The sequence below is a fragment of the Photobacterium sp. CCB-ST2H9 genome, assembly GCF_023151555.2.
Lineage (GTDB): Bacteria > Pseudomonadota > Gammaproteobacteria > Enterobacterales > Vibrionaceae > Photobacterium.
Genome location: NZ_CP100425.1, coordinates 2,017,903 through 2,035,021 on the forward strand (window position 1 = coordinate 2,017,903; position 17,119 = coordinate 2,035,021).

General features: G+C 46.0%; 18 protein-coding genes. 1 reads left to right on the plus strand and 17 read right to left on the minus strand.

All coding sequences use genetic code 11. From position 1 onward, the window contains the following. Positions 1 to 105: 105 nt before the first annotated feature. The 4 genes from L4174_RS09370 to L4174_RS09385 all read right to left on the minus strand — a co-directional run bounded on the left by L4174_RS09370 (position 106) and on the right by L4174_RS09385 (position 2,639). Positions 106 to 474 carry a VOC family protein gene (locus tag L4174_RS09370; RefSeq protein ID WP_248140507.1) on the minus strand — a complete coding sequence of 123 codons (369 nt, stop codon included), beginning with the start codon at positions 472 to 474 and terminating at the stop codon, positions 106 to 108. 193 nt (positions 475 to 667) lie between these two features. Further along, the gene (locus tag L4174_RS09375; RefSeq protein ID WP_248140508.1) at positions 668 to 1,294 is read right to left on the minus strand and encodes an RraA family protein; all 627 of its coding nucleotides are present in this window, start codon (positions 1,292 to 1,294) and stop codon (positions 668 to 670) included. 113 nt (positions 1,295 to 1,407) lie between these two features. Further along, positions 1,408 to 1,857, minus strand: a complete 450-nt coding sequence (locus L4174_RS09380; RefSeq protein ID WP_248140509.1) for a hypothetical protein — start codon at positions 1,855 to 1,857, stop codon at positions 1,408 to 1,410. Between the two features lie 164 nt (positions 1,858 to 2,021). Continuing rightward, entirely contained in the window at positions 2,022 to 2,639 is a 618-nt protein-coding gene (locus L4174_RS09385; RefSeq protein WP_248140510.1) for a class I SAM-dependent methyltransferase, read from the minus strand. A gap of 439 nt (positions 2,640 to 3,078) precedes the next feature. Here L4174_RS09385 and L4174_RS09390 point away from each other — a divergent pair, with 439 nt between their 5' ends. Beyond that, positions 3,079 to 3,393: a YceK/YidQ family lipoprotein gene (locus L4174_RS09390; protein WP_248140511.1), complete on the plus strand. Its 315-nt coding sequence runs from the start codon at positions 3,079 to 3,081 to the stop codon at positions 3,391 to 3,393. Positions 3,394 to 3,482: 89 nt separating this feature from the next. Here the strand turns inward: L4174_RS09390 and L4174_RS24120 are convergent, their stop codons facing one another. From L4174_RS24120 to L4174_RS09450, 13 genes are all read right to left on the minus strand, one after another. Next, the gene (locus L4174_RS24120) at positions 3,483 to 3,896 is read right to left on the minus strand and encodes a GFA family protein (RefSeq protein ID WP_248140512.1); all 414 of its coding nucleotides are present in this window, start codon (positions 3,894 to 3,896) and stop codon (positions 3,483 to 3,485) included. Positions 3,897 to 4,153: 257 nt separating this feature from the next. Beyond that, positions 4,154 to 4,693: a vancomycin high temperature exclusion protein gene (locus tag L4174_RS09395; RefSeq protein ID WP_248140513.1), complete on the minus strand. Its 540-nt coding sequence runs from the start codon at positions 4,691 to 4,693 to the stop codon at positions 4,154 to 4,156. 249 nt (positions 4,694 to 4,942) lie between these two features. Then, entirely contained in the window at positions 4,943 to 5,284 is a 342-nt protein-coding gene (locus L4174_RS09400; protein WP_248140514.1) for a hypothetical protein, read from the minus strand. Between the two features lie 529 nt (positions 5,285 to 5,813). Further along, positions 5,814 to 6,233, minus strand: coding sequence for a GNAT family N-acetyltransferase (locus L4174_RS09405; protein ID WP_248140515.1), 420 nt, complete (start codon positions 6,231 to 6,233; stop codon positions 5,814 to 5,816). A gap of 340 nt (positions 6,234 to 6,573) precedes the next feature. After that, positions 6,574 to 7,833 carry a DegT/DnrJ/EryC1/StrS aminotransferase family protein gene (locus L4174_RS09410; RefSeq protein ID WP_248140516.1) on the minus strand — a complete coding sequence of 420 codons (1,260 nt, stop codon included), beginning with the start codon at positions 7,831 to 7,833 and terminating at the stop codon, positions 6,574 to 6,576. A gap of 12 nt (positions 7,834 to 7,845) precedes the next feature. Beyond that, the gene (locus L4174_RS09415; protein ID WP_248140517.1) at positions 7,846 to 9,204 is read right to left on the minus strand and encodes an FAD/NAD(P)-binding protein; all 1,359 of its coding nucleotides are present in this window, start codon (positions 9,202 to 9,204) and stop codon (positions 7,846 to 7,848) included. Between the two features lie 38 nt (positions 9,205 to 9,242). Then, entirely contained in the window at positions 9,243 to 10,433 is a 1,191-nt protein-coding gene (locus tag L4174_RS09420; protein WP_248140518.1) for a hypothetical protein, read from the minus strand. A 465-nt stretch (positions 10,434 to 10,898) separates the two neighbouring features. Next, positions 10,899 to 11,399: a GNAT family N-acetyltransferase gene (locus L4174_RS09425; RefSeq protein ID WP_248140519.1), complete on the minus strand. Its 501-nt coding sequence runs from the start codon at positions 11,397 to 11,399 to the stop codon at positions 10,899 to 10,901. Positions 11,400 to 11,436: 37 nt separating this feature from the next. Beyond that, positions 11,437 to 11,844: a GFA family protein gene (locus L4174_RS09430; protein WP_248140520.1), complete on the minus strand. Its 408-nt coding sequence runs from the start codon at positions 11,842 to 11,844 to the stop codon at positions 11,437 to 11,439. A 115-nt stretch (positions 11,845 to 11,959) separates the two neighbouring features. Further along, entirely contained in the window at positions 11,960 to 12,385 is a 426-nt protein-coding gene (locus tag L4174_RS09435; RefSeq protein WP_248140521.1) for a hypothetical protein, read from the minus strand. Positions 12,386 to 12,584: 199 nt separating this feature from the next. Beyond that, on the minus strand, positions 12,585 to 15,221 hold the full coding sequence (locus L4174_RS09440) for a hypothetical protein (protein WP_248140522.1): 2,637 nt from the start codon (positions 15,219 to 15,221) through the stop codon (positions 12,585 to 12,587). Between the two features lie 122 nt (positions 15,222 to 15,343). Continuing rightward, entirely contained in the window at positions 15,344 to 16,309 is a 966-nt protein-coding gene (locus L4174_RS09445) for a hypothetical protein (RefSeq protein ID WP_248140523.1), read from the minus strand. A gap of 234 nt (positions 16,310 to 16,543) precedes the next feature. Further along, complete coding sequence (locus L4174_RS09450) at positions 16,544 to 17,080, minus strand: 2'-5' RNA ligase family protein (RefSeq protein WP_248140524.1); 537 nt, start codon at positions 17,078 to 17,080, stop codon at positions 16,544 to 16,546. Between the last annotated feature and the right edge of the window lie 39 nt (positions 17,081 to 17,119).

Sequence of the window (17,119 nt, forward strand, 5' to 3'; positions counted from 1 at the left end):
CCCAACTCATGAAAACATGCGTCACAATTCGTCAAACTCTCAGCCTCTATTTCTTTTCTCAGCTTTCAGCATGAAAAATTGCGACGCTTGCTTCAAATTGAAGGGTTAAGCTTCAGGACTGTGACAAACCACTTCGATGTTATGCCCGTCAGGACCAATGACAAAAGCAGCATAGTAGTTCGCGTGATAATGCGGTCGCAGACCTGGCTCACCATTATCTTTGCCGCCTGCCGCCAGCGCAGCCCGATAAAAATCTTCAACTTGCTGACGGTTTTCAGCCGCGAAAGCTAAATGCAGATGTGACGGTTTCTCATCCGTCTGAAATAAGCACAGTGACGTTTTATCGTCTGCACTCAGCTCAATTCCAAGCTGATTCTCCGCAACGATGACGACACCAAGCGGTTCAAGTGCCTTGAGGAAGAACACTTTACTCTCATCATAGTCACTGACGCCAAACACAACGTGGTCAAACATAAGGTCTCCTTACCCTTGAAAAATCCCAATCAACCGATAACCATGCTCGCTTAGCGAGCGCAGCCATTTCATTTACTTCAACTTCGCGAAAGACGAAAAGTCATGTCTTCAACTGGAAGCTTTCACTGTCTTCCTGATTAAACTCATCCCTCATCGCACTGATGTCACTTTTGATAACTTTGCGGAATCCAGCTCAGACAGAGTGATTACGCTTTTGGGCCACTTCAAGCGCTTTTTGTATTTTGATTCGATGATTCGCTTCCCATTCGGCCAACTGCATACCACGTTCTGCATCCAGTTTTTCTTTTGCCATCTGGTACACTTCATTTGCTCTGGATTGCGGAATCGCAACAATGCCTTCCATATCAGCGACAATCATATCCCCGGCACAAACCCTCACCCCACCACAAACAATCGGCATGCCTGGCTCAAAAAACTGCTGCTTTTTACCCGGGACAGGAAACACGCCTTTTGCATACACCGGAAATGCCATCTTGGTTATCTCACCCAAGTCTCGGATCACACCGTCAATAATGAAGCCCTGAATACCGCGTTCTTTTGCCACTGCACAGACATTCCCGCCCGCGACTGCATACTGACAGTCAACACCGTCTACAACCACAATGGAGCCTTCAGGTGCACTGTATATGGCTGAATGCAACATCAAGTTATCACCAGGCGCCAATTGCACTGGGTAAGCGGGTCCGGAAATTCGCTTCATATGCTGCCAAAGCGGACGAATCGAGAGATCAAAAAAGTGTTCGCGACTTAACACATTTCCATAATCAGTCGTCGCCAAATCAGAGAAATTCAGTTCCATCTTTTCTTCCTTTATGTCCTTCAGTTCAGACAAGACGAGCATTTCCAGAAATATATCTAATGCAATCGCCCAATCTGTCTCCGTTTTATCAATACAAAAATGAATTCATGTGTTCATTCATGACGGGCTTGCCATGTCGCTCTTCGGCCAAAGCCAGCTTCGCTTTCATGAACCGAGAAACGCCGCCCACAAGCTGAACATTGACAGTCAATCTCTGATTCAGATGTCTTTTGATTTGAATTACATGCTCGTATTTTCACCCATCCCCGCTCTGCTTCAGCATAAACAGAATACGAGCAAATGAAATACTTTGAGCAGCGGCATCCTGTTTTCTGAACCCGCTCTAAGAAGCGCACGATTCGGTCAACTGAAATAAGGATTTTCTGCTTCTCTGCAAGTCCATCCCAAACGGATGACCTCGACAATGACACAATATTGACCAGATGATGGGCAAGTTCAACAAGAACTTGATTATCCGGTATATTCAAAACCCTGTATGACAAATCCGAGATTTCTCTTTCATTGCCAGAATTGAGAGACAAGAGCAGCGATTCAATATTCACAGACAAAACCTGATATGAATGAGGTTAATGCAACTAAATATAGTTTCACTCCCGTGCCAGCAAGTATCAGCGCTGTCACTTATTTGTGATTTTCGAACATCAGATCATTTGGAAAATAAACACTTTCCTTCTGAATGGTGAACAATCAAAACCTGCCCCATGGATCAATACAGGTCTCTTACACGACGCAAACAATACCAATGCTCGTCCGGACGAAGGACCCATTCCAGTAAGGGCGGCAGCTTGAAGAAAGACGGCTCAACGCTGGTGATCTGCCAACCGGCAAATGCAGTCTCGATTTCTTCACGATCGACGCCACGAATCAACGGACGAATACGTCGCGGCCAGCATAACAGGATCACAGTGGCATCCGGGGTAGCCAAAGCATCCACACATCGAGCCATATCGCGCTGCTGTTCAGTGTTGAAATCGTGAAACGTACCGGTGTCCAGAATCAGCCGGAAGCCAGAACCCACGTCAGTTTCTGAAAGCCGGGTGACGTCTCCCTGTACTATCGTCATCTCCACACCCTCAGCCTGAACCCGCTCACGTCCTCTTTCCAGCGCCTTCTCAGCAAAATCCACACCGGTCACCTCCCAGCCACGCTTGGCCAGTTCAATTCCCCAGATAGCACTGCCTGTGCCAATATCCAGGGCACGCCCGTATGGCGGCTCACGATCCTGCTCTGCGCGAACGAGCTGCAAAGCTAAAGATTGAAAAAATTCCTGATCGGTATCCTCCCAGGGATGAAAGCCGATCGCATATGCAAATTTCCAGTTCATGTGCCCTTCCTTACACCGCCAGAAATCACATGTGCCAGCGCAGAGGCAGACGGTCACTGTCGAGCGTCTGGTCAAACAACATGTGAGGCATTGCCCTCTGGGCTCAAGGTGATTTCGGATAGAGATGGAGCAGCAACTCCGGTTCCAGAATTTGTCGCGCAATGCCGCTGTAATGATAGTAGTCGTTTTTTAACCGCCACTCATTCAATCGGTTCATTCACCGCCCATGGCATGCAAAAGAAGGATTGGTTCGTTACAGCTCCCTATTGCTGAAACCGCAAAGGTAACCGGATCACAATTCATGCTACCTGTTCATTGCTGTCTGAAACTGAGCTTAAATAAAATTTAAACTTATCAATAAGTTTGAGGCTTTACATTTCACTAAATATCTGTGTATAAGAGTCGCCTTTAATCAGCAGTCCTCTTCAAAAATAAAACCATGAAAATACTTTATATCATCATACTCGCCATTTCGATTTCAGGCTGTTCCAGTATCATTGCCCGAGTGGGTGAGAATCATCAAAATGGGAATGAATATGCTGGCTTTGATTACGCACTGGAAAATGCGGCTAATTGCAATTTTTCGTTATTTGTAAATGCTCCGCCGGCAATCGTCCTCATGCTCCCGATATCAATCGCTGATATCCTTTCGTCTGCAATTCTGGACACATTGCTTTATCCGATAGATGCCTTAATTGAAAATAATAACCGGTACAAATCAGCACTATGCCGGGCGTCTCTGCACTCAAGATAATTTGGTTTATTCACCAGATAAAGTCAGTTGACTCAGTTTAATTTCACCGAAAGATGGAGCATCAGTGGCATAAATCTGGCCCCCGATGCTTACGATGATCTTTTGCTGCCCGGGGCTCGTGTTTCCAATTGGGGAAGCGAATCGGTGATTTGATACCAGGGCGCTTTAGACGATATGAAAATATGAGACTGAGGCGTTATTCCCGGATCGCCCTGAACTGTCCCGAGCGTGATGCTTGTAACCTGGCCATCTTCCGTCCCGGCCAGAGTCGAGCCGCACGCTTTACAAAAGCACCATCCATTGCCTTGTGGCGTTTCGTAGACCTGCAAAAATTCTTTCCCATCCACCCAATGAAAATCAGTCGGATTTACATCTGCATAAGTCGCAAACGCTGCGCCATGTTGTCGCCTGCACATTGAACAATGGCAGTTACTGGCTTCAAGGAGCGGCCCTGTTACCTTATAAGAAACGCTGCCACATAAGCATCCACCTTTGACTCCCATAGCCACATCTCCCTTGTTTTTCAAACCAATGGGCGGGGCCCGCGCTGATCCTCTGCCAGATGGAGATCGTCGCTTTGAACCCGGATCCAGTCAGCATTTACTGTGGTGTCTGTAACAGATTAAAGATGGCAGGAGAAACCTTAGAGGACAAACGCTGTATTCAGTCTTTGCTGGATCCAACGAAAAGACAGCACAATGATCCCATCAACACATGTAGCAAGAAAGCGCGCAATCGGAGCGGTTCAACATCGCTGCAGTCATAATCCTTTCATCCAGTATTTCAGCCATGCAGGCACTTCACGGACGTATGAGTAAGTATCGCGCAGCTCAGTATAATCAGGCGCATAACCGTAAACTTCATCAAATCCTGCATGTTTTAATGAAAGCTTTGCGCGAGAGAGGTGGTAGCGTTGTGAAATTGCAACAACCGACATCCCCTGCCCGAACTTAGACACCGCATGCAATGAAGTTAAATGTGTATTGATGCCACTGCTATCAACATCAATATCCTTTGAGGGGATGCCTTTCGCAATCAAATAGTCTTTCATTACCATCGCTTCATCAAAGCCTTCCGGCCCGGTTCCGCCACTGACGAAAATGCTTTCAATCTGATGATGCTGATACAGGTAAAGTGCTGCGGCTAACCTTGCTTCCAGCCTGTCCGATGGCGAGCCATCAGGCTCAATTTTATTGCCATAGACAATACCAACATCCGCGACAAAAGCTGTTTTACCATGTGAATCGACATAAATCGCCAGGACGCAAAGAGTAAAAATGATGCTCAAAGCACCTAACATTCTGACCATCATTGTAGAAAATAACCCTTGAGATATATTCACTCTGTGTAGTTCCAAAGTTCATCCAAAACTATCTTTTTTCTGTTCTGAAATGAGTCGTCAACCGAACTGCTCTTTTATTTCACTGTTCAGATAAAGCCATAATCTGCAAAAAATCACCAAAGGCATTGAATTCATTTGATTAATTTGTGATATATCGTCCTAGAAATGAAAATATTTGGCCTTTAGTGACCAAAACTATAAAACTATTTATGTGCTTGATTGCATCTTGTTAATTTTAATCCAAAAAGATTCTTGGCACTGATTCATAAATATTTTTTTCTTCGGCGTAATTTCCATCTCTGCCGGTTGGGAAATAATTTCATAGCTGATCCAACACTCAGAACATGCTTGTTCACTATATTTATTCGTTTGATCGCGTTCGACCTGATTTTTTAATGTCACACCATTTTCAAACTTCACAACCAATTCACTTTTTTCAATCATGATGTCTCCGTCTACAGCCGTACTCTGATGAAATTGTTGCTCCAGAACAGACACACCATTCACTTTCTCTTTAAGAGCTAAAACATATGTAAATAGAGAATTCATGTTATTTCATCCTAAAAATAATATAATATCCTGTCTCTAGACCCCAGTGGCAACAAACCAAATTCCTGTCGCTGCGATCAAGGTAAAAGGGATTGACGAACCGATGATAGATCGTTTATTGAATCGTTTATGAAACAAAAGCATCAAACATAAATATGGCATCCAAAGCACCGCTGAATACAGCAATGTAAAGCCGACAACATAACGTCCTTCATAGCCTACTGGGTTAGACCCATCATAATATGCTGAAATTCCTATCGTATTAAAATAACACAGGCCGACCATAAGCATGGAAAGGCATACAACTGCGATCTGGAGTAATGACAGACGATTCATTTTAAAAGAACTCACCTGATGGAACAGAGACAAACATAATCGAGTTCCCGGCATGCGAATATACATCACCCAATTCTACGCATATTCAGCATGCCATTCAGAAAGATAGACTGGATAGCTAAACACTGCTCACTCGCTACCGAAATCGTCGGGTTTCAGTGTGTTCCGGCTTGCTTTACTTGCTGTGCTCATTTTAAGCCAAGCTCTTTTGATAGAAAATTTTATCAACCCCAATTTTCGGAAAGTCTGTATATCGGCCAACCTCTTTAAAGCCGAGCCGTTCATAAAATCCGGGTGCCTGGAATGTATACGTATCCAGGTATATGTTTTTTACACCCAGACTTCTGGCTTCTGACTCAACAGAATCAATGAGCTTGCTTCCAAGACCTAAACGACGGATCGGCTCAGATAACCAAAAATAGTTCACATGAAGGCTGCTCAAGATGACCTTCCCGACTAAACCACCAAGAATTTTGCCATCTTCATCCCGAATGAAAGCACCAAAACCTTTCTCATCAAGATCAGGAAAATGTGGTTCATTATATTCAACTAAACCACGATATATTTCAGATATCTCATCTTCAGATGGTGAGACAGTAAAATCTAAATTCATCTTAACCTCAGATTGAACAACAACTGACATGGGACTTGACGCTGTCAGGTCTCAGCGATGCCTCTGTATTGCTTATTCCGGCATCTTCAAATACATCCCAAAGAGCGACCTGACGGATCTGCACCAGAACAGACACGCTACCGCTCTTAACACTGAAGTTACCCGACAGGACTGTTCTGAAAGAACATCGCATGATATTTCGATATGGGACAGATTTCACCATTTGGCGTCTTTTTGATTATATATCTGTGGCTTAGGACAAGCTTCAGGGCGGTAAAAAATCGCCCCAAATCAAGGAGGCGATTTTATTCACTTCAAACGTTATTGCATCAGCGCAGAACTACTTCTTGTAGTACTCATAAACTTTGTTGAATGCCGCGGCGAAAAGCGCCATATGCTGTTCTGAATAGACCGGGTGCGTATGGAAGACGATGGATGTATCACCCAATTGTCTTGCCGCCGGGCAGTCGGTTTGCGTGTAATCAATCTGACGATGCGCCGGGTCATTAAACGGATAATTATTGGAGCCAAATCCATTTTGTTTCTGGAATGCTTCTTCGTTATAAACTTCCGGCCATGGCACCGGATAACCGGGTACGCCTTCCGCTTCAATTGCTTTGATGAACGTTTTGAGATCGCAGTTGAGCAGGCTGATATCAAGCACAAATGGTGCCCACCAGAATGAGTTTACCCGAACCTCATCATCTGCCGGAGCGTGCAGAACGAGAGGATGTTCCTGCAACAAAGCACTCAGAAAACGGCCGTTTCGGATACGCTGATCCAGTGCCGTTGCTTTGAAACGGGACAACTCGCAAAGACCAATAGCAGACTGAATCTCAGTCATCCGGTAGTTGAAACCAACCTGCGTGTGAATATAAGGAAGTTTCTGAGCAATTTCGAACAGACCCAGTCTTTTGGCAACGTCATAGCCATGATCGCGAAAAGAACGACATTTCCAGACCAGATCTTCCGAGTTCACATAGACGGCACCGCCCTCACCGCCGGTTGTTATGTGCTTGCTCTGACAGAAACTGAAACAGCCGGCATCGCCAATCGTGCCCAGATAAGCATCTTTATATTTTGCCCCTAACGCCTGTGCGCAGTCTTCGATGACCTTCAGGTTGTGCTTTCTGGCGATAGCCATGATGGCATCCATGTCAGTCGGCACGCCAAAAGTATGCACAACAACAATCGCTTTGGTTTTTTCGGTAATTTTACTTTCGACGGATTGCGGGTTCAGTGTATGGGTATAATCAACATCAGCAAATACCGGCAAAGCTCCCGCCTGGAGAATTGAAAATGCAGTGGCGATAAAAGTGTAAGACTGGCAGATCACCTCATCGCCCGAACCAATCCCCAGCGCAGCAAATGCCGTGTGCAGTGCAGACGTCCCGTTGGTTGTGGTGACAACATATCCGTCGCCCAGATAGGCAGCTAATTCGGTTTCAAAAGCCATGCCCCGTTTGCCGGTCCAATAGTTAATTTCGCCGGTTTTCAGGACAGATTCGATCTCGGTCATCACAGAGAGGTCAAGACTTGGCCAGGCTGGCAAAGCTTCTGAAATCACTGGGGTGCCGCCTTGAATTGCAAGTTTACTCATGATTTTTCCTACTTAAAGATGTGAGGCAAGCCAACGGGAGAGAGAACAAATCGTTAATGCAGGGTTCGCAATACCCAGCCGGGGAAATGCCCCGGGCCCGATGGCATACACGCCCGGCATGGACGTAAGCTCCAATGATTCGGTCAGTGCAATATCACCGCTACCGCCAATGGGATGCGTGCAGCTTTCATGCTCATAAGCGCCATAAGGGAATACAAATCGTGTGTATACATCGGATTTTTCAGTTTGATTCAGCGCATCCAGTGCCTGATCAAGCTCGGTTCCTTCTGTTGCTCCGAAGAAAGCACCCGATTGCTCTGTGGGCGTGTCATACAAAGGCACTAATTTTGTGTTCAGTTGATCACTGGCAAAGTCCACGATCCGTCTGGCCAGCTGGTTATAATTCTCAACCGCGGCAGCAGCATGATTCGACTGGATTTCCAGCGTGGTTTTCCCTTCACTGTATCGACAGTGCAGCTCACTGAATTCAGACTGCTCCGGGTTTTGCTCCATCACCGCCATCAGTAATATCAGGCGCTCCCCACGCTCGAGGTTCGGACGTTCAACGACAAAAATATTGGCATTGAGATCGTGATGCTCACTGAAACCATGCCACAGCATTTCATGGCGATAATCAGCAATCCGGTCGCCGCCTTTGGTTTTCACGGCTATCCCCAGGCAGTAGTGATCAGTCACCCGGGCGGTCGTTGAGTGTCCCAGCGATTGCGTAATAATCTTGTTATTTACCAGTGCCGAGGCCGAGAGAATGCATCGCTCAAACGGCACTTCATTCATCGTCTGGCCTTGCTCGTCAATCAGATAAAACCCGTCCGGTTTCTTGTCTACTCTGGCAATGGTGGCACGCTCAATGTTGATCACGCCGTCCCGGACAAATGGTTCCAGCTGATATAAAGGGCTGTAAGACGAAAACGCAGCATTCTCGCCGACAACGGCCGCCTGAGGTGCATGCTTCAAAGGCATGCTGACCGCCTGCTGCCGGGTCATTTCCGGATATTTCTCGGTGAATTCCTGCTGCAGCTGACGATAGAGTCCACCAGCACCGTTCAGGCGTTTTTGCCAGACTTCCGGCCAGCTTTCCAGCGCTTGGGGTTCAAGTGGCAGCATGACACCGTGATAGCACAGCGAGCGACCGCCCAGGCGTTCACTGATTCCGCCAATGGCCCAGTGTGCATCTGCTGTCCAGTGCACTTTCTTTTCGTCACCCGCCAGCACCCGGGTATCAAAATGAACATGGCCTTTTCGTAGATCTGGCCCGGCTTCATAAACCACAATTTTGTTCCCCTTCACGGCGGAATGAAGCGCGAATTCGAGACCCGCAAGCCCTCCTCCGACGACACAAAACGTCGACATATTTTCTCCCTGATTAAAAGCCCCTTTCGGGTTTAAAATTATCGTCTGTCGGCGAGGTAAAGAATCAATAACCCCAACAAACCGACAGCCGAAGAAATAAAAATGGTTTTTCCGATATCGAAGAAATAATTACCAATAAAGTAGACAATCGATGAAACAGATGAAGAGATAAAAAATGAAATGGAAAGTAATGAACTGCCGATACCAGGCCGCCCTTCAGCCAGTGATTGTAAAAAACCAATCGGAATACTGATTAAACAAGCGGCCCCCAGCGCGATCATGGGGATTAACAGATAAACATGAATAATATCCTGCGTGACGGACAATAACATGGTAGAGACAGAAAAGATAAATGCACCCGTGATAATGACCCCGGATGTTTTCTTGCGCTGTGCCGTCTTCGACCAGTAGAAAATAAAGAACACTTCGAACACTGCAATACAGGCTTCAAAGATACCGATATCCGAATACTCTCCCTTAACCTGATTCACAATAATAAAAGGCACCGTTGCATCCAGCGTAAACAGCATGTTGGTGACCAGAGAAACACTCACCAATTTCAAGATGTTTTTACGGTGAAATACCTTGGACACAGGCTCTGAAGACAGCTCAGATTGATAGCTTTCATTCACAAAATTTTCTTTCAGATAAAGCGTAAAAATGAGACAGCACATGATCCCTGAAAACAGCCAAATGAAGATCAACTCTTCTTTTTGTAAGGCCAGCATGCCAATCATGCCTAATGTCAGCACATATCCCATAGAATAGGTTGACCGAAGGGCCGCATTTTCATGATGAGCACTCGCTGATCCTTCCACATTCCGTTTGGCAGCGGCATAACCAAAAATCAGTGAATTCAGCACACAAAATACGGGCAGCAGCAGACAGTTCGCTAAAAAGTAGGTCAGCGTATTCGGCCAAACATAAACGGTGATGTTCCCTAAGATCCCACAAATGCTGCAAAGCACGATGAATTTGACAAAACTCCCTTCTTTATCCGACTTCATGCCAAAGTAAATGCTGAAGAAGGTAATAATGACGCCTGAGAATAAAATCACCAGACTGTAATAAATCTCAGGTAATCCGATGACATCGACACCAAATATATTTTTATAGGGGTTCACCGCCGCATTTGCACTGGCAAACAGTAAAATCGCAAACACCTGTTTATTGAAGAATAATGAAGCGGATGAATCTGACCGGCCAAGTGACTTTAAAATATTGAACATAATATGCCTTTGTCTCACATACACAAATGAGAACATCATCAAATAAGGATTATTTTTATTCCTGACTATAAAGAGAAAGGTCAGTTGGCGAGAGCGTAATGACAGGTAAAACTTTTTTAAACGACCGAAATAAATTTACTCGAGTGACTTTGAATTCCCTTTAGAAAACATTCAGAAATCAGACAGTAAAGTGTGAGCCAGATTTTCCAAGTTGTTTAAAACACTCACAATATCACGCTGATAAAAAGTTCATTTAATTCCGAAATAATCGCTGATGAACCAAACACCCTGAATGATTCACTTCTATTTGCATTGTAACTGATACTTTATTCCGTCACCCCCTGATTCCTCTTAGGCAGCATCCAATTCGCCATAAGACGGTAGCAGTGCTGGGAAGTTGATCTGTCAGACGGCCTTGGAAACGAGTTCAGGACATAAATGTTTTCTCTCAGAAGTCATGGGCCCTTACCCGATAGAACCCTTAGCCGATATACTCCTTAACCGATAACCCCCTTCCTGCTGGTCGAAACCCAGTCTCTCAAACAATGCGCGTGAACGGGCATTTCGCCGGTCAACATCTGCATTGAGCGTCCTGATGCCTTGAGAGAATGCATAATTGATCAGTAACTGAAGCGATTCAGACATGAACCCTTGCCGCCAATACGTTGCATTCAGCAGGCAACCCAGCTCACACGATGAACCGCATGCACTAAAACTGTGAATACCACAGGTTCCGATAACTTTATTTGTCGATTTCTCCACAATTGCCCATTCGAATGATTCCTCAGATTGCTCAAGCCGAATAACACTCTCGATCATTTGATGAACTGTTTCCACAGCGCTGAACACAGGATCGGAAGCAAACACCATCACCTGCACATCACCATAGATTTCGAACAGGTCCTCAGCATCGGCATGATGAATCGTCCGTAATAAGACACGATGACCGACTAAATCAGGCTTCATGACTCTCCTTTTCGAACAGGCAATTTTTCGATGCGCTTTATCCCGGAAATTTATCAAATTCGGGAGAATTTAATCCGGCCCGGTGCCACGCCGTCTGCTCTGAACAAAAAATGCGGGCATCGACCTTTTTCGATGGTTCATCATTCAGGCTGCCGGCCGGAACAACGAGGCTCTTGCCACTTTTTGACTGATAGGGCAAAGCGGAACCACACGCCGTACAAAACACCTGGGTAAAGGAACGCACCGGATCATCGTAACGCTTCAATTGATCCTGCCCATGAAGCCACGTGATATTTTCAGGTGATGTGAACAGATTCGAAGCGTGCGCAGAACCCGTCATCTTTCTGCACTGTTCACAGTGACAAAAGTAGAAACTGCTGAATTGATCTTCCAGCGTATAGGCAACGCTTCCGCAGCAGCAACCGCCAGTCAGTATCTTGCGCATTGAAACCTCCTTGTTTTCACCATTTACCATGGACTTTTACGGCAAACTCAAAGCACCCTCCTCATGTCGTATGCTTCGAGTCTGCATGTCAGCCTGATCATTCAAAGACAACAGCTTAACTCACGCATTCCTTCGCCGTCTTCGCTTTTTCCACCCCCTTTTCAATCAGCGCCATCACCTCTTTATCTTTGACTGATGACAGCACTTTATCCATCAGGCTTTCTGCCGTTGCCTCTGAGGATGAATCAATGAAACAGCGATACGCATTTGCAATTTGCTCTGTTGCAGCCATGAACGCCGTAGGATCGCTCAGATCGGTTTCAGCCACTTTCTCCACTGAGGCGGCAAAATCTTTCGCCGACTGCGCTGCATCACCTAACCGGTCAAAATTCATCTGACTCAAATCAACCGATTCAACTTGTTTCTGAAAGCCATCCACGGCCTTGCTGGCAGCTTCTTGCGCCTGATTCATTGCATTCGTTGCATCCTCACATCCAACTAAAGCAGAGATCAGAAAGAATGCCGTGATTGTTTTTTTCATTTTTCGCCCTTTAAGCAGAGAATTGCAGGTGGGCCATACTAGTTCAAGGCAGAGCGGCATAGAACAAAAATACCGTAACGGAGTGTTTACCGGAACAAATGTGCCAGCCACGATCAATCGGCTTTCACGCTGACACCAGCCGATAAAAAACCCCGCATCATGCGGGGTTTTGATAGGGTTCTGTCTCTTTGCTCTCGCCTCAGATAAAGCTCAGGAATTTCTCCTTGCTCTCTGTATTCAGTAGATCGACTGCAGCGGTGATTGCTGCTGCAATCTTCTTCTCCCGTGCAGCCAGCATCGGCGGATCATCAGGGTCAACTTCATCTTTATGGCGATAAATATTGAGCATTGTCTGGTACAGACGCTTGAGACCATTGTCGTCACTGAAGTCATCCAGATCATCCTCATACTCGTTGGTCTGATGCACCACTAAGATACGGGACAGGAAAACATACTTCTCGTCCATTTTGAGTTCAGACAGGACATCACAGAAAGCTTCCACCTCTTCTGCTGTCGCATCGCTGCAGAACTGGTCGCCCGATGAGAATTCAATAAAGCTGAGCAACAGGGTTTTCGACGGGAACAGCTGCAAAATCAATTCATACAGACTCAGCAGTTGCTTCTTCTGTGGTTTTTTTGCCACCCGGGCCGCATACAGCACGGAAGCCAAAATCATGCCGATATCATCAGACACGAAGAGTGACGTTCTCTCCTCCTCATCCTCTTCTGCTTCGCCCAAAATGAGCAATTCACGGGCAAAGTGAAGCGCCTGATCACTGGAAACAGCTGCATCGGTCTGTTCCTCCTGAGCCGACTGCTGCATGAAACGGGCAAACAAACCGCCGGAGGCTTTCGCCTGTGAATCAATATAGGCTTTGATGCCGGCTATCAGTCGCGTGGCTCTATCCCTATCTTCATCGTCAAACGAATGCCTCAACGCATTCAGGTTTTCCAGTTCACGATAGCAACTCTGGAAAAGATGCTTGTGATAAAACGCCCATAAAGGTTCCAGCGCCGGATCGGCAAAGAAGCCATTTGATTCCTGAGACAAAATATAGGCGACCGACAGCAGCTGAGCCCCTTTCGCATATTCGGCCTGATTCAGCGAAGGAACGACCGCCAGAAGATCGTTGGGGGTATCTTCATACGCGCGCAGAATAATATCGTTGAGTATCTCACCGAAACCAGCTTTATCCCGCTGATAAAGTTCGTGGATCTCCTGAAGGCGTGTCAGACCGAAATGGCTCACCAATGGTTCGTTAATCAGGTCGTAAAGCCTCTGCCGAATCTCTGCGGCACTCAGCGCTCTGATGGTAAAACGGGCAGCCGCTTCTTTTTTACTGCACAGCTCAAAGTCATCCGAGATAATTTTCAATTCAGTGCCACTGAGCTCTTTTTTGCCCATCAAGCGCACCAGCACATCCAGCGTTCGCAGGCACTTGTCGTTCTGAGCCGCTTCACCATCATCGTCAATGTAGAAGCTGTCCGGATTCTGATAGGTCACCAGGAAGCGCTCAATAATATCTTCCAGGGTCACATCCTGCTCCAAGTCAGATGACAGCCGCATTCCGTCGGAGCCGAAATATTCAAAACGCTTGTAAATATAGTGTTTGTGCTCAAACGCCAGCTTTCTGAGATTGACCGGCTGTAACTGTTCCAGAATTTCGGGGTGCTGATTCTCTTCAATGTAAGCCAGAATCTGCTCGCCGTTCTCGAAACACTTCAGGAAAAAGCTTTTGTTGGTCTCGTACTCGTTATACTCGTCGTATTCCTGATAGAAAGGGTCATCCTGAATATCGGCCAGCGTAGTTGTCTCATCATAAACGGGCTGATCGTAATACCAGAGATCTTTCAGAGGCACATCTTTGACCGCTTCGTACATCGCCTGACGCAATACCTCGCGCTCCTCTGCGATGGTCCGGCCATGAAAGTTCAGATCATCAAACTCACCCTCGGCTTCTTCCCGCGAGATCAGCTCATCTGCAAACTCTTCGTCGTCATCATAAGCATCGCTGACTTGACTGAAGCCATGTTCCATCCGGACAAAGGGATCATCATCCGCAATATTTCTTGGCCGGCGTTTCAATGACTGAATCAGGGCCTCTTTGTAATATTGATAACGGCTTTCGTCGGCTAAGAAGCAATTCAGCAGATCGGGGACAAAATTCTCCGATTCCATGTAATGCGTCATGATACAGCCAAACATCCCGTCAAAATGACAGCTGGCGTACGCATCCAGCACCAGATTACTGTACCCATGCTGATAGAACAGATACGCCATATAATCAGCACCGTGATACATGATCTGGTTAAAGTCACTGTCTTCCGGATAATACTCGCCAATCAGATAAGCATATTCCGGGTATTTTTCCGCCAGTAACACCAGCAGGTAAATACCAAACAGCATGCTGGATGAGAAAAACAGTTCGTTGGAAGCATTCACCCGCAGGCTGAATTCCACCAGTTCTTCACAGAACGCTACGATCAGGGGTTTCAGGTCTTCCTGTTCTAATGCGTGCTGAAACACCACCATGTGGGAAAAACGCAGGTACGCATCATCTTTGCTGAGCCTGACGAGCGCTTCATCCGTCAAGGCTTCCACAGGTTCGGACTCAAGCTCGTCGTCACTGCGCAACAGGAAGATCGCCTTAAACTGATCTGGGTTGAACAGGTCGCAAGGCTGAAACTGTTTTTTATCGTGGGAAATAAAACCACCGACTCGATGAATCAGTTCACCGGTTTGGTAAGCATGCCGCAGTTGAGATTGAAACGTGAAAATGGCTTCTTTTAATGAATTTTTATCTTTTAAATTGACCTGGATAAACTGCTGTTCCATGACTGTCCCATTCATGCTTTCTTGAAAATCACATCATTCAAATACTCAGGACTGAATGACTTTGAAAACGACCTGTCCTGGATATCCGGCTCTGGTTATCCAAAACAGGCCATGATCTCAAATTAATAAAAAGTAACCGACTCCAGCCGATCCAATGAATCCCCCATGGTGAAGGTAAACGGCCTGCCTAATTGAGCCGCCATGTTGCGGCACCTTTGATCAAGAGAAGAACTGGTTGAATAATCAACCTTGCCATATTCGTGGCGGACTGTACCCAGTGAGCCCAGCTCGATCTCTAGCTGGTTCATGCCCCCTCTCCCCTGGATGCGCCGGAGGGACTCACGCGGGGAATTATTGGTGATTTCAGTGGAAAGCAGAATCTGATGATTATCCAGTTTGGCCTGCAGATGAGGATATGCTAACCGGATATCCGTAGGCACGGCATAACGACTTCTCACAACGGACATACCGACAGGCTTCTCATCTTTATGGTCCACGACAATCGCGCTAAATGGCAACGCTGGAGACAGTGTCATCGCAACCGTGCAGAACGCCTCTCCCTCAGTCTGTGTTGTGCCTTGCATCGCCATCAGAAGCGAATCCATCATACTGTAAGAAATGCCAACCATAACTTCCTTCACGGTCAGCTCCGTTGTGAATTCTTTTTTCAGTCTCGCTGCTTCCTCACGATATTCCGCTTTTTCTATCTCCATATCTTCTGGACGAAGTAAAAAGCGAACATTCATCGTGCTTTTTTTATCCGCCAGAATTTTTTCGAATGCACTTTGAATCGAAGCCTTTTGTGTTTCAGTGATCTTGTTCTTCTCGGATGTGCTTAATAGCAGGCTTCTCACATTACGTTTTTCATCATCAAAATGAATCTTCACGACCTCTGGTGCGATACCAGCCTCTTTGAAGATTTGATGCAGCCCATCCAGATAAACCGGCTGAATCTTCTCGTCATCATTCAGCGAGAAACCATCGGCAACCGGCCGATCAAAATTCAGCCTTGCGACGTTCACATCATTTCCGCAGCCGCCCAATACCAAAGTCAAACCAATGATCCCAATGTGAGAAAACTTGTACATCTAATCCCTTACACTCAAATAATGCATTTAGTTGAACAGCTTAGGCGGCAGTGGATACATGAAAGGGAAAGGAAACACCCTTGTTTGGGACAACCATCACATGAGTCATTTGAGTGATCGTTTTGGAGTCGTTATTCAACCAATACGGGGATTATGCCCGGAATAAAGACAAGAACGGTTGAGGGACAGAATCAATGAGTGAAATGAAGTAAGTGAGGTGAAATACGAGTTTTATCATATGTTTCCCAAAGCAAAGGTTGCAACATGGCTTAACTGTTCAGAATCAAAGTCATATTCAACAACTTGTAAGCTTGAGATATTGCCAGAAATACAAAAATCTATCCGATTCCAATGGCTAGCTATTTCCTGGCACGCCTTTGGATTCAAACTATTTCCGATGCCGATGTGAGGAATAAAATCTATATCTAAACGCAGGTTTTCTGAAAAAGCACCTTCGTACAGCCTGTCATGTAATTTAACCAGATGGCTATAACCTTCATCAGGGACAAGAAAAACATGATAGTAATCGTTGAACGCATCCTTATTGATGGTAGAGCATCGTATTTTGAATTCGAATGGTATGAATCCTCGTGCTATCGACGCCACTTCTTGTGTAAATGTCTCAGCAGCAATATCGAAAACAGGAAAAACCAGCGTGAAATGGGGCTCAACCACGGTATAGAACAAACCATCATGCTTTGCTCTGTAAGCTTGAATCTTGTTGTAGTCTTGCTCAGAGATTTCCGGGACAGCAATAACCAAAAGCGCCATGATTCCTCCTTTTCACATCAGGCCAAAAGCAAAGATAAA

What these genes read in the sequence shown, in the direction of transcription:
- L4174_RS09400 (WP_248140514.1), bottom strand. Translation starts at nt 5,284, where the DNA reads ATGAATTCTCTATTTACATATGTTTTAGCTCTTAAAGAGAAAGTGAAT.
- L4174_RS09445 (WP_248140523.1), bottom strand. Translation starts at nt 16,309, where the DNA reads ATGTACAAGTTTTCTCACATTGGGATCATTGGTTTGACTTTGGTATTG.
- L4174_RS09385 (WP_248140510.1), bottom strand. Translation starts at nt 2,639, where the DNA reads ATGAACTGGAAATTTGCATATGCGATCGGCTTTCATCCCTGGGAGGAT.
- L4174_RS09375 (WP_248140508.1), bottom strand. Translation starts at nt 1,294, where the DNA reads ATGGAACTGAATTTCTCTGATTTGGCGACGACTGATTATGGAAATGTG.
- L4174_RS09450 (WP_248140524.1), bottom strand. Translation starts at nt 17,080, where the DNA reads ATGGCGCTTTTGGTTATTGCTGTCCCGGAAATCTCTGAGCAAGACTAC.
- L4174_RS09370 (WP_248140507.1), bottom strand. Translation starts at nt 474, where the DNA reads ATGTTTGACCACGTTGTGTTTGGCGTCAGTGACTATGATGAGAGTAAA.
- L4174_RS09435 (WP_248140521.1), bottom strand. Translation starts at nt 12,385, where the DNA reads ATGAAAAAAACAATCACGGCATTCTTTCTGATCTCTGCTTTAGTTGGA.
- L4174_RS24120 (WP_248140512.1), bottom strand. Translation starts at nt 3,896, where the DNA reads ATGGGAGTCAAAGGTGGATGCTTATGTGGCAGCGTTTCTTATAAGGTA.
- L4174_RS09440 (WP_248140522.1), bottom strand. Translation starts at nt 15,221, where the DNA reads ATGGAACAGCAGTTTATCCAGGTCAATTTAAAAGATAAAAATTCATTA.
- L4174_RS09415 (WP_248140517.1), bottom strand. Translation starts at nt 9,204, where the DNA reads ATGTCGACGTTTTGTGTCGTCGGAGGAGGGCTTGCGGGTCTCGAATTC.
- L4174_RS09425 (WP_248140519.1), bottom strand. Translation starts at nt 11,399, where the DNA reads ATGAAGCCTGATTTAGTCGGTCATCGTGTCTTATTACGGACGATTCAT.
- L4174_RS09430 (WP_248140520.1), bottom strand. Translation starts at nt 11,844, where the DNA reads ATGCGCAAGATACTGACTGGCGGTTGCTGCTGCGGAAGCGTTGCCTAT.
- L4174_RS09410 (WP_248140516.1), bottom strand. Translation starts at nt 7,833, where the DNA reads ATGAGTAAACTTGCAATTCAAGGCGGCACCCCAGTGATTTCAGAAGCT.
- L4174_RS09405 (WP_248140515.1), bottom strand. Translation starts at nt 6,233, where the DNA reads ATGAATTTAGATTTTACTGTCTCACCATCTGAAGATGAGATATCTGAA.
- L4174_RS09395 (WP_248140513.1), bottom strand. Translation starts at nt 4,693, where the DNA reads ATGTTAGGTGCTTTGAGCATCATTTTTACTCTTTGCGTCCTGGCGATT.
- L4174_RS09390 (WP_248140511.1), top strand. Translation starts at nt 3,079, where the DNA reads ATGAAAATACTTTATATCATCATACTCGCCATTTCGATTTCAGGCTGT.
- L4174_RS09420 (WP_248140518.1), bottom strand. Translation starts at nt 10,433, where the DNA reads ATGTTCAATATTTTAAAGTCACTTGGCCGGTCAGATTCATCCGCTTCA.